The organism is Novosphingobium sp. (assembly GCF_027486195.1).
Classification (GTDB): domain Bacteria; phylum Pseudomonadota; class Alphaproteobacteria; order Sphingomonadales; family Sphingomonadaceae; genus Novosphingobium.
Window position 1 is genome coordinate 42,132 of record NZ_JAIXPP010000030.1, and the last position, 11,424, is coordinate 53,555.

8 protein-coding genes are annotated in these 11,424 nt (G+C 67.2%); 1 reads left to right on the forward strand and 7 read right to left on the reverse strand.

Annotated features, from left to right (window positions below; translation table 11 throughout):
• Window positions 1–5: 5 nt before the first annotated feature.
• Together Q0071_RS06400 and Q0071_RS06405 are read right to left on the reverse strand one after the other, a co-directional pair.
• Window positions 6–1,178, reverse strand: a complete 1,173-nt coding sequence (locus Q0071_RS06400; RefSeq protein WP_298166492.1) for a glycosyltransferase — start codon at window positions 1,176–1,178, stop codon at window positions 6–8.
• A complete protein-coding gene (locus tag Q0071_RS06405) occupies window positions 1,175–1,963 on the reverse strand; it encodes a polysaccharide deacetylase family protein (RefSeq protein WP_298166494.1) in 789 nt (262 codons plus the stop codon). The genes Q0071_RS06400 and Q0071_RS06405 overlap by 4 nt, the downstream gene beginning before the upstream one ends.
• A gap of 311 nt (window positions 1,964–2,274) precedes the next feature.
• On the opposite strand from Q0071_RS06405, the gene Q0071_RS06410 reads away from it, so the two are divergent.
• Window positions 2,275–2,946 carry an alpha/beta hydrolase gene (locus tag Q0071_RS06410; RefSeq protein WP_298166496.1) on the forward strand — a complete coding sequence of 224 codons (672 nt, stop codon included), beginning with the start codon at window positions 2,275–2,277 and terminating at the stop codon, window positions 2,944–2,946.
• Here Q0071_RS06410 and glgX read toward each other — a convergent pair.
• The 5 genes from glgX to glgB form a co-directional block, all read right to left on the reverse strand.
• On the reverse strand, window positions 2,926–4,707 hold the full coding sequence (gene glgX / locus Q0071_RS06415; protein ID WP_298166498.1) for a glycogen debranching protein GlgX: 1,782 nt from the start codon (window positions 4,705–4,707) through the stop codon (window positions 2,926–2,928). The genes Q0071_RS06410 and glgX overlap by 21 nt on opposite strands.
• Entirely contained in the window at window positions 4,704–6,332 is a 1,629-nt protein-coding gene (locus Q0071_RS06420; protein ID WP_298166501.1) for an alpha-D-glucose phosphate-specific phosphoglucomutase, read from the reverse strand. The genes glgX and Q0071_RS06420 overlap by 4 nt, the downstream gene beginning before the upstream one ends.
• Window positions 6,329–7,792, reverse strand: coding sequence for a glycogen synthase GlgA (gene glgA, locus Q0071_RS06425; RefSeq protein ID WP_298166503.1), 1,464 nt, complete (start codon window positions 7,790–7,792; stop codon window positions 6,329–6,331). The genes Q0071_RS06420 and glgA overlap by 4 nt, the downstream gene beginning before the upstream one ends.
• 142 nt (window positions 7,793–7,934) lie before the next feature.
• Window positions 7,935–9,194 (reverse strand): glucose-1-phosphate adenylyltransferase, encoded by a 1,260-nt coding sequence (gene glgC, locus Q0071_RS06430; RefSeq protein ID WP_298166505.1) that lies wholly within the window; start codon window positions 9,192–9,194, stop codon window positions 7,935–7,937.
• A 43-nt stretch (window positions 9,195–9,237) separates the two neighbouring features.
• Window positions 9,238–11,412 carry a 1,4-alpha-glucan branching protein GlgB gene (gene glgB / locus Q0071_RS06435; protein ID WP_298166507.1) on the reverse strand — a complete coding sequence of 725 codons (2,175 nt, stop codon included), beginning with the start codon at window positions 11,410–11,412 and terminating at the stop codon, window positions 9,238–9,240.
• Between the last annotated feature and the right edge of the window lie 12 nt (window positions 11,413–11,424).

The following is an 11,424-nucleotide window of genomic DNA, read 5'->3' on the forward strand; positions in this document are numbered from 1 at the left end:
CGGGGTTAAGCACGGGCGAGGCCCTCCATCAGCGCGAGATAGCCATGCGAAGCTATCTCTACGGTGAACCGCCGTGATTGATCGCGCGCAACGGCTTCGTCAAATTTCAACTTGGCAATGTCTTCCATCGCCTGTGCCAGCGCCGCGGCATCGCCCACCGGCACGAGGAGCCCGAACCGGCCGCCGCCCAGCATGTCCTCCATGCTCACGCTGCACCGGGTCGAAACCACCGGCAGACCGGCTGCCAACGCCTCTGCAACCACGGCAGGAACGCCTTCATATTCCGAGGAAAGTACCAGCGCATCCGCTGCTGCCAGCTCGGCATCGAGCGGGCTGACGTGGCCCGGCATGCGCACCTTTCCGCTCAGCCCCAGACGGGCGATCTGCGCCTCCAGCGCCCGGCGTGCAGAGCCTTCGCCAATGATGGCCAATCGGTCATCCGGCCCCGCCATGCGCGCAAAGGCATCGATCAGCAGGGCGAAATTTTTCTGTGCGGCAAGCCTGCCGATGGCCAGGAAGCGCCGTCCGGGCGCGCGCGGCGCCGCTTTGGCGGCTTCGCGCGCAGCCGCCAGCCGCTGGATGTCCGCTTCGGCGAGCGAGGGGTCGTCGATCACCGCGATCCGCGCATCCTCCGCGCGCATCAGAGTGCCGATCTCCTCGCGCATCGGCGGCGCCATGCCCACCAGCCGGTTCAGCATCCGGCCCTGTATCCGCAGCCATAGCCTGTAAAACGGGCGGGCCGGGGCGGGCAGGTCGCTCCGGGTCAGGTCATTGCTGATCTTGGCGACGATGGGCGGGCAGGCCTTGCCCAGCAGCAGCCGCATTGCCACCGCCACCACGGTATAGGAATTGCCTGCGCAAAACAGCACGTCGGGCCGGATCCGCCGGATCGCGCGGGGCAGCAGGGCGATCATCCACAGCGTTTCCCAGGCCGCGCTCGGGATCGCCTCGGGACCGAGCACATCGTACTCCAGCCCCGGCCACTCGCGCTTCATCGCGCCCGCCGTGCGCCCCAATACCAGCCGCGCGTCGTGCCCCTGCGCGCGCCATGCCTCATGCAAGCGCAGCGCCACGCGCTCGACGCCGCCCGGCTCGAAGCTGTGGAGGAACGTCAGAATGCGCAGCGGCTGCGCGCCGGCGGGCGTTTCGCGGGTCAGCGCGGCCGACAGCGCGTTCATGCGCCGCCGCCGAGCGCGGCATAGCGCGAAGGCTCATGCGTGCGCACGAAGCGCGCCAGCGTGCGGTCGATGCTGTCCAGCAACGCAGGCACCGTCGTATCGCCCGGATGCACTGCCACGCGGATCGTCCGGGTAAAGGGGAGGACCGCCCGGCCCAGCGCGGCTGCCAGCAGCGAACTGGCGATGCGAGCCTTGCTGCGGCTCGCCCAGGTGATCACCGGGCCCTTCGCCAGCACTTCGCCGCTCGCGGGCCGCCACACCTTCATGTGGTCCTCGGCCAGCGCAAAGCCCAGCTCGCGCATCGCCCCATGGGCGCCTTCGCCATAGAGCCACGCCGGCGCGATGAAGCCTGCCACCGGGCGGCCGATGACGTCTTCCACCAGCGCGCGCCCATCGCGCATGCGGGCGAGCGCCTCGGCCTGCGGCAGATTGAGGAACTCGCCTTCGCCCGCCGTCATGTGCTTGCCCTTGATCGCGGCAAGGCCCTCGGTCGCCGGCGTCTCGTCCTTGTGGGACCAGCCGTGAAGGAACATCTCGATGCCCTGATCGGCCCAGCCGCGCAGCCGTGCCGCGAACGCAGCGTTGCCCGCAATCGGCGCGCCGCGCCAATGGTCGGGGATCACCAGCATGGCGAACTTCGCCTCGCCCACGTGCCGCGCCAGCCGCTCCGCCAGCGCATCGACCTGAGCCTCGAACCGCGGCGAGACATCGTGGATCGAAACGACCAGCCGGTTTTCTGGCAGCCGCCGCGCGGAAACAGAGGAGGAGGGCGCGGGGGCGTTCATGCGCGCGCCGGTATCACCACATGCTGCACTGCCGCAAGGCGCAGCCGCATCCCGCCATCGTTTGTCGTCATCGGTGTGGCCCCTGCGCGTGAACTGGTTTGGCCCTTTTGACCTCCAGTGCACGCCAACTGCGGCGAGGACATGGCAATCGTGTGACCAATCCGCAAGACGGCGCAGGTCCCGCCGCAGATCGGCGAAATCCCCGCGCGCTTCGTCGCGGCGCTATTGTCTATCGAAAAAGTTGAGTTAACGTCAGACCTGTCGGGACGTGCACCGAGTCGACCGGCCATTTCCACTCCTGGAGACGTTTTATGGCCAATTTCATCACTGTTCAGAACAATGCGGCCCAGCCGGTGATCCTTACCGTGCCGGGCCTTGGCAACTCCGGCCCCGGCCACTGGCAGACGACATGGGAAGCTCGCCTGCCGCGCTGCCGCCGGGTCGATCTGGGGCTGTGGGAAGATCCCCACCGCAACACCTGGGTGAACAAGCTCAACCTCGCGATCCAGCGCGCCGAAGGGCCGGTGGTGCTCGCCGCGCACAGCCTCGGCTGCCTCGCGGTGGCGTGGTGGGCCGAGTACGAGCAGCCCGGTGGACCCGTGGATGGCGGGAAGGTGATCGGTGCGCTCATGGTGGCCCCGCCCGATGTGGAGGAGCGCCCGCTCGACCGGCGGCTCACTCGTTTCGCGCCGGTGCCGGAAAGCGCGCTGCCGTTCCCTTCGGTCCTCGTCGCCAGTCGCAACGACCCTTACCTGACGATGGCGCAGGCGCGCCGCCTCGCCCGCCGCTGGGGCGCACGCCTCGCCGATGCGGGGGAGGCGGGGCACATCAACGCCGCGTCCGAACTGGGCGATTGGGCATTTGGCCGCCTGCTGCTCAACACGCTCCTGCCGCAGCCGCTGCCGGTTGTGCAGGATACACCGCGTGCGCAGCCGGCGGCGCGCGACGAGTTTGATCCGGCGCTAGTCTGGCAGCGCGCCTGAGCGGATTCCGGGTCCGTCCACCCCGGGTCCGGCATAGGAGGCGGCGCGATCGATCCTCAATCCCGTCGATCGCGCCGCCTCGCTTTTTGATTGCCATGTGAAGCCCGCCGTCGCCGGGTCTTCCCAGTGCGCTGCATCCATCGGCGCCCCACCCAGCGCGCGCCAATCGCCGCCTTCCGGGAACTGCGCAAAGTCCCGCTCCGCACGCCACGCAGCCAGCGCCGCGACATGGTCTTCCACCGCGCGGTCGCGGCCTTCCCAATCGATCCACGTCACCGCGTTGTCCTGCGCATAGGCATTGTTGTTGCCCTGCTGGCTTCGGCCAAACTCGTCGCCCGCCGTCAGCATGATCGTGCCGGTGGAGACGAACAGCGTGCCAAGCATCGCCTGCGCGAGCGCCGCGCGGCGGGCGAGCACTTGCGGATGGTCCGTCGGCCCTTCCACGCCGTTGTTCCAGCTGAAGTTCTCGCCATGCCCGTCGCGATTGTCCTCGCCGTTGGCGTGGTTGTGCCGATGTTCGTAGGCCAGCGTATCGGCCAAGGTGAACCCATCATGCGCGGCGAGGTAGTTCACCGCGCGGCAGTCCTTGCCGAAAATGTCGGAGGAGCCTGCAATCCGCGTCGCCAGCAGGCCGACGCCCGCATCGCCCCGCCAGAAGCGCCGCACATCGTCGCGATAGCGGTCGTTCCACTCCAGCCAGTGCGCCGGAAACCGCCCCACCTGATAGCCGCCCGGCCCGATATCCCACGGTTCGGCAATCAGCACCCGGTCCGCGAGCCATGGATCGGCGGCAATCTCGGCAAAGATCGGCGCATCCGCCGCAAAGCCCGGCCCGCGCGCCATCACGGTTGCGAGGTCGAAGCGGAACCCGTCCACCCCGCAATGCTTCACGAAATGCCGCAGACTTTCGATCACCAGCGCGCGCACCGCCGGACCCGCAAAATTGAGCGTATTGCCGCAGCCGGTATCGTTGATCAGCGAGCCATCGGCGTTGTGGGCATAGGCCGCGTTGTCGAGCCCGCGAAACGACAGCACCGGCCCCAGCACATCGCTCTCGCCCGTGTGGTTGAACACCAGATCGAGGATCACGCCGATCCCGCGGGCGTGCAGCGCCGCCACCGTCTCGCGCAGTTCCGCCACGCCGCCCGGGCAGAGGCGCGGATCGAGCGCCATCGGTACGACCGGGTTGTAGCCCCAGGCGTTGCATAGGCCCAGCGGCGGCAGATGCCGCTCGTCGATCCATGCGGTGATCGGCATGAGCTCCACCGCGCTCACATGCAGCTTTTCTAGGTGCGCCAGCACCGCCGGATGCGCCAGCGCGGCCACCGTCCCGCGCTGCACTTCGGGCACGTCAGGGTGCAGCATGGTCAGCCCGCGCACATTCGCTTCGTAGATAAGCCCACCGCGCTTGAAGACGGGCGCCTGCAACGGCATCTGCGGCAGCGCGCCGGGCATGATGGCGCGTGGCACCAGCGCGGCGGTATCCACGCCGTATGCGGATAGCGCCGGACTGTACGTGAACGCCCGGTCCAGCTCGACTGCGCGCGGATCGACCAGCAGCTTGGCGGGATCGAACCACAGGCCGCGCTCGGGAGCCCATTCGCCTTCCGCGCGCAGGCCATAGCACGTGCCGGGAGCAGGGGCCTCGAGCACCCAATCATCCCCCCGCCGCGCCATCGGCAGCCGGGTCTCGTTATCCCCGTCAAACAGGCAGAGCGTGAGAGCCTCGGCGCGCGGCGCGCGCACCGAAAGCTGGGTCATGTGATCACGTCAGGCGCCGTCCGGCCGGTGCGCGCGGCGATCCCGGCAATCGCTTCAGCCGCCGCGATCAGATCGCCCAGCATGGCATCGGTATCGGCATCGAGCGTGCCGCCTGCCGGCTCGTAGCGCTCCAGATAGAGCCGCAAGGTCGCGCCCTCGGTGCCCGTGCCCGAAAGCCGCAGCACGATGCGCGATCCGCCCACAAACAGCACGCGCAGGCCCTGATTGGCGCTGTGCGAGCCGTCCACCGGATCGTCATAGGCAAAGCTGTCCGCCTTCTCGACCGTCAGCGGCCCGAACACCTTGCCGGGGAGGGCAGGGAACGAGGCCTCCAGCGCCGCCATCAGCGCTTCGGCCACATCCTTGGGCAGCGCCTCATAGTCGTGCCGCGCATAGTAATTGCGGCCGAACTTCGCCCAGTGCTGCCGGGCAATCGCCTCCACGCTCTCGCCCCGCACGGCAAGGATGTTGAGCCAGAGCAGCACCGCCCAGAGCCCGTCCTTCTCGCGCACATGGTCCGAACCGGTGCCTGCGCTTTCCTCGCCGCAGATCGTCGCCTTGCCTGCATCGAGCAGGGTGCCGAAGAACTTCCACCCCGTCGGCGTCTCATAACACGGAATGCCCAGCGCTTGCGCCACGCAGTCTGCCGCCGCGCTCGTCGGCATCGAGCGGGCGATCCCGGCGAGGCCCTTGGCATAGCCGGGTGCCAGATGCGCATTGGCCGCCAGCATCGCGAGGCTGTCCGAAGGCGTGATGAAAATGCCCTTGCCCACGATCAGGTTGCGATCACCATCACCATCCGAAGCCGCGCCGAATGCGGGCGCATCGGGCGAAAACATCAGGTCGAACAGCACCTTGGCATGGACGCGGTTGGGATCGGGATGGTGCCCGCCGAAATCTTCCAGCGGCACGCCGTTGTGCACCGTGCCGGAGCGGAACCCCAGCCGCTTTTCCAGCACCTCGGTCGCATAAGGCCCGGTGACGGCGTGCATCGCATCGAACGCCATGGTGAGGTCATTCGCCACCGCCGCGCGGATCGCGGGGAAATCGAACAGCGTTTCCATCAGATCGGCCCAGTCGGCCACGCTGTCGATCACCAAGACCATCATGCCCGCCACGGTCTGTACGCCCAGCGTATCGAGATCGACGTCCGCCGCTTCAACCGTCAGCCAGCGGTCGATCACCTTGGTGCGTGCGAAGATCGCGTCGGTAATCGCTTCGGGCGCGGGGCCGCCGTTGGCGATGTTGTACTTGATGCCGAAGTCCTCGTCCGGCCCGCCGGGGTTGTGGCTGGCCGAAAGGATCAGCCCGCCGCTCGCGCCATACTTGCGGATCACGTGGCTTGCGGCAGGCGTCGAGAGGATGCCGCCTTGCCCCACCAGCACCCGGCCGTAGCCATTCGCCGCTGCGATGCGGATCGCCGCCTGAATGACCGTCCGGTTGTGATAGCGCCCGTCCCCGCCGATCACGAGCGTCGAACCCGGCTCGGGCGCGACGGCATCGAACACCGACTGGATGAAGTTCTCGGCGTAGTTGGCTTGCGCGAACACGCGGACCTTCTTGCGCAGGCCCGAAGTGCCGGGCTTCTGGTCGGCGAAAGGCGTCGAGGGAATCGTCTGGATCATGGCGTTACCGTAAGGCTCTTGTAGAGGTCGGCATAGGCCCCGCCGCTGCCGGTCCATGAGAAATCGGCGCTCATCCCCGCGCGCTGCAGGCTGCGCCAGGCGGCGGGATCGCGGAACAGGTGCACCGTGCGGGTGATGGCGTCGGCGAGCGTCTGATAGCGCACCCCGTCAAACTGCACGCCCGTGGCGACGCCGGCCTGCCGGGCGGCGAGATTGGCGTCGATCACCGTGTCGGCAAGGCCTCCGGTGCGGCTCACCACCGGCACGCAGCCATAGGCGAGGCCATAGAGCTGCGTCAGCCCGCAAGGCTCGAACCGGCTCGGCACGAGGATCGCATCGCCGCCGCCCAGCATGCGGTGCGAAAGCGCCTCATCATAGCCGATGCGCACCCCGATCCGCCCCGGATGCCGCGCCGCTGCCGCATGAAACCCGCTTTCGAGCGCCGCATCGCCCGAACCCAGCAGCGCCAGCCGCCCGCCAATGCCGACAAGGTGGTCTGCCGCTTCGAGCAGCACGTCCATGCCCTTTTGCCATGTCAGCCGGCTGATCACGATGAAGACAGGCCCATCCCCGCGCTCAAGGCCAAACTCTGCCTCCAGCGCCCGCGCGTTGGCCGCCCGCTTGCCGAGCGCCTTGGCGGTGTAGGGCGCTTTCAGCGCCGGATCGCTCGCCGGGTTCCACACCGCCGGATCGATCCCGTTGACGATCCCGCTCACGTCACTTTCCCGCGCGCGGATCAGCCCTTCGAGGCCCATGCCAAAACCGGGCTCGCGGATTTCGCGGGCATAAGTCGGGCTCACCGTGGTGATGCGGCTGGCGGAAGCGAGGCCAGCTTTCAGGAAGCTGATCCCGCCGTGATATTCGATCCCGTCGATCGCCATGGCCTGCGGCGGAAGGCCCAGCGCGGGAAACAGGTCCGCGCCGTAATGCCCCTGAAACGCCATGTTGTGGATCGTGATCACCGAAGGCAACTGCGGCCCCGCAGGTGCAAAACGCTGATAGGCCAGCGTCATCCCCGCCTGCCAGTCATGTGCATGAACGAGATCGAACGACAGCCCCTTGACCACGCCGCCCGCCACATCCGCCGCCGCGCGCCCGAAGGCGGCAAAGCGCTTCCAGTTGTCCGCCCAATCGCGCCCGGTGGCATCGCCATAAGGCCCGCCCTCACGCGCATAGAGCCCTGGCGCATCGAGCACGAGCAGCGCTTGCGCCGCGGCACCTTGGCCGAGCTTACCCGCCAGCAGCCGTGCGGGTTCGCCCAGCAGGCTCTCCCACTTGTGCACCGCCTTGGGCTTCTTGCCGAGCGTGGCGATCACCGCTGGATAGCCCGGCAGCAGGGTCGTCATGGCCACATCGTGCGCCGCCAGCGCCTCGGGCAGCGCACCCACCACATCGGCAAGGCCGCCGGTCTTGACCAGCGGCACAGCCTCGGAAGCGACGGAAAGGACGTTGAGCGTCATACGAGCACTCCAGCGCTGCTTCCCTCCCCGGTGGGGAGGGGTTGGGGGAGGGGGTTCGGCCTTTCCTGCAAGCGCCACTCACCCCCACCCGGCCTCCCCCGAACGGGGGAGGGGCAGAACCGGCAGTCAAGGGTGGGCTTTTTCACGCCAGCCGCTCGATCATCGCCTTGTTGATCAGGCACACCCCGCTCTCGGTGCGGCGGAAGCGCTTGGCATCGAGGATCGGGTCCTCGCCCACCACAAGGCCCTCGGGAATGCGCACGCCGGAATCGAGGATCACGCGGGAAAGCCGCGCCCCGCGCCCGATGTTGCAATAAGGCAGGATCACGCCCTCATCGACGCTGGAGAACGAGCCCATTTTCACGCCGGTAAACAGCAGCGACCGCCGCGCGATCGCGCCCGAGACGATGCAGTCCTGCGAGATCAGCGAGGAAATCGCCATGCCGCGCCGTCCTTCAAGATCGTGGACGAACTTGGCTGGCGCCGCCACGACCTGGTCCGTCCAGATCGGCCAGTCGCGGTCATACATATTGAGCTTGGGCACCACGTCGGTCAGATCGAGGTTCGCCTCGAAATAAGCGTCCACGGTGCCGACATCGCGCCAGTATTCGCCGATTTCCTCAGCCGCGCGAATGCAGCTATCGGTGAAGCGGTGGGCAACCGCCTTCCCGTTCTTGACGATATCGGGGATGATATCCTTGCCGAAGTCGCGGGTCGAATTGGGATCGGCCGCATCGCGGCGCAGCGCCTCGAACAGGAACTTCGTCTCGAACACATAGATGCCCATCGAGGCGAGCGAATGCTCCGGATCGCCGGGGATCGCGGGCGGATCTTCGGGCTTCTCGACGAAATCGGTGATCACCGAAGCGCCATCGACCGCCATCACGCCAAAGCCCTTGGCTTCCTCGCGCTTCACCACGAGGCAGCCGATCGTCACGTCCGCGCCGGTCGCGACATGCTGCTGCAGCATGATCTCGTAGTCCATCTTGTAGATATGATCGCCCGCAAGGATGACCATGTACTTGGGCGCGTGGCTCGCGATGATGTCGAGGTTCTGGTAGACCGCGTCCGCCGTCCCTTCATACCACGCATGCTCGGAAATGCGCTGCGAGGCGGGCAGGATGTCGAAGCTCTCGTTGCGCTCTGGTCGCATGAAGTTCCATGCGCGCTGCATGTGGCGGATCAGCGAATGCGCCTTGTATTGCGTCGCCACGCCGATGCGGCGGATGCCCGAATTGATCGCGTTCGAAAGCGCGAAGTCGATGATCCGGCTGACCCCGCCGAAATAGACCGCGGGCTTGGCGCGGTTGTCGGTCAGCTCCCACAGGCGGCTGCCGCGCCCGCCTGCCAGCACATAGGCCATGGCGTCACGCGCCAGCGGCTGTCCATAAGTATCGCGCATGGTCCTTCTCCCTCCTTGCCCCAATTCTTGTCTCGTGAAGCGCTTATCCCTCGAACACGAACATCACCGTCGACAGCGGCGGCAGCACGACAAGTGCCGCGCCATCTTGCGCCGTCACGCCGCCCAGATTGCCCTGGCCCGATCCGCCATAGATGCCCGCATCGCTGTTGAGCGCCTCGCGCCACGTGCCGTTCTCGGGGAAAGGCAGCCGGTAGTGCCCGTGCAGCGTCGGTGTCATGTTGCTGACGACAACCACCGTCGGCGCACCCGGCGCCAGCCTCGCCCAGGCAAAGACCGAAGCGGCGGCGTCATCGACCACCAGCCATTCAAAGCCATCACCCTCGCAATCGCGCGCGTGGAGCGCGGGCAAGGTCCGATAGGCGTGGTTGAGGTCCTTCACCCAGCGCTGCACCCCGGCATGTTCAGCGAGATCTAGCTGATACCAATCGAGCTCGCGCGCCTCGCTCCATTCGCGCCCTTGCGCAAACTCCTGCCCCATGAACAGCAGCTTCTTGCCCGGATAGCCCCACATCAGCCCGTAATAGGCGCGCAGGTTGGCAAACTTCTGCCAGGCATCCACGCCGCTCATCTTGCCCAGCAGCGATCCCTTGCCGTGGACCACTTCGTCATGGCTCAGCGGCAGCACGAAGTTCTCGCTGAAGGCATACATGAGGCCGAAGGTGATCTCGTCGTGGTGATAGCGCCGGTGCACCGCATCGCGCGCCATGTAGGCGAGCGTGTCGTGCATGAAGCCCATGTTCCACTTGAACCCGAAACCCAGCCCCCCGCGCGGCGGCCCTGCGGCATCGGTGGGCAGCGTCACCCCCGGCCAGCTCGTCGATTCCTCTGCAACGGTCAGGAACCCGGCGTGGCTGGCATAGACCGCACGGTTCATCGCCTGCAGGAACGCCACCGCTTCCCAGTTCTCGCGGCCCCCCTCGGCATTGGGGATCCACTCGCCATCCTTGCGGCTGTAATCGCGGTAGAGCATCGAGGCGACAGCATCCACGCGCAGGCCATCGACGTGATAGCGCTCAGCCCAATAGAGCGCATTGTTCACCAGGAAGCTCAGGACTTCCCGCCGCCCGAAATTGTAGATCGCGGTCTGCCAATCGGGATGGAAGCCCAGCCGCGGGTCGGCATGTTCATAGAGATACGTGCCGTCGAACTGCGCAAGGCCATGCGCATCGACCGGGAAGTGTGCCGGGACCCAATCGATCAGCACGCCGACCCCAGCCCGGTGCGCTCCGTCAACGAACCGTGCAAAGCCCTCTGGCTCGCCGAAGCGGGCGGACGGCGCAAACAGGCCGGTCGTCTGGTAGCCCCAGCTCGGATCGAACGGATGCTCGGAGACGGGCAGGAACTCGATATGGGTGAAGCCCATCTCGACTACATAGGGGATCAGCCGGTCTGCCAGCTCGTCCCAGCTGTAGAATTCGCGCCCATCGCCGGGCTTCTGCCACGATCCGGGGTGCACCTCATAAATCGAGATCGGCACCCGGCGCGGATCGGTCTTCGCCCAGCTCGCGCGGTGGTCGGCATCGCCCCACGCATGCGCATCGGGCGCGGCGATCACGCTCGCCGTCGCGGGCCGCAGTTCGGAGCGGAACGCGAAGGGATCGGCCTTGAGCGGCTGCACTGCGCCGCCCGGGCCAACCACGCGGTACTTGTAGGCGCGTCCCGGCTCGATATCGGGCAGGAACACTTCCCACACGCCAATATCGGCCCGCCGCCGCATCGGATGGCGGCGTCCGTCCCAATCGTTGAACTCGCCAACCACCGAGACCAGCTCGGCATTGGGCGCCCAGACCGCGAAATGCACGCCCCGCGCGCCTTCGTGATCGATCACATGCGCGCCAAGCTTGTCGAACAGGCGCAGGTGCGTGCCCTCATTGATCAGGAAATCATCGAGCGGCCCCAGCACCGGGCCGAACGAATAGGCATCGGTCAGCCACCACTCATGCGGCCCTGCGGTGCAGCGATACTTCACCGGCTGGCGCGGCCCTTTGACCGTGCCTTCGAACAGGCCGCGCTCGTCGATCCGCGTCAGCGTGCCCAGCGTTTCTCCGCCCAGCGCATGGGCCTCCGCCGTCTCTGCCCCCGGCAGCACCGCGCGGGCAAAGGCACCGCCCGGTCCTTCATGAATCCCCAGCAAGGCAAAGGGATCGGCATGGGTCCCGTTTAGCAGGGCTTCGAGCGCGGCGGGGGAGGGCTTCATGATGCCAGCATC

Coding starts and splice junctions, on each gene's coding strand:
- Q0071_RS06400 (WP_298166492.1), bottom strand. CDS start 1,178: ATGAACGCGCTGTCGGCCGCGCTGACCCGCGAAACGCCCGCCGGCGCG.
- Q0071_RS06405 (WP_298166494.1), bottom strand. CDS start 1,963: ATGAACGCCCCCGCGCCCTCCTCCTCTGTTTCCGCGCGGCGGCTGCCA.
- Q0071_RS06410 (WP_298166496.1), top strand. CDS start 2,275: ATGGCCAATTTCATCACTGTTCAGAACAATGCGGCCCAGCCGGTGATC.
- glgX (WP_298166498.1), bottom strand. CDS start 4,707: ATGACCCAGCTTTCGGTGCGCGCGCCGCGCGCCGAGGCTCTCACGCTC.
- Q0071_RS06420 (WP_298166501.1), bottom strand. CDS start 6,332: ATGATCCAGACGATTCCCTCGACGCCTTTCGCCGACCAGAAGCCCGGC.
- glgA (WP_298166503.1), bottom strand. CDS start 7,792: ATGACGCTCAACGTCCTTTCCGTCGCTTCCGAGGCTGTGCCGCTGGTC.
- glgC (WP_298166505.1), bottom strand. CDS start 9,194: ATGCGCGATACTTATGGACAGCCGCTGGCGCGTGACGCCATGGCCTAT.
- glgB (WP_298166507.1), bottom strand. CDS start 11,412: ATGAAGCCCTCCCCCGCCGCGCTCGAAGCCCTGCTAAACGGGACCCAT.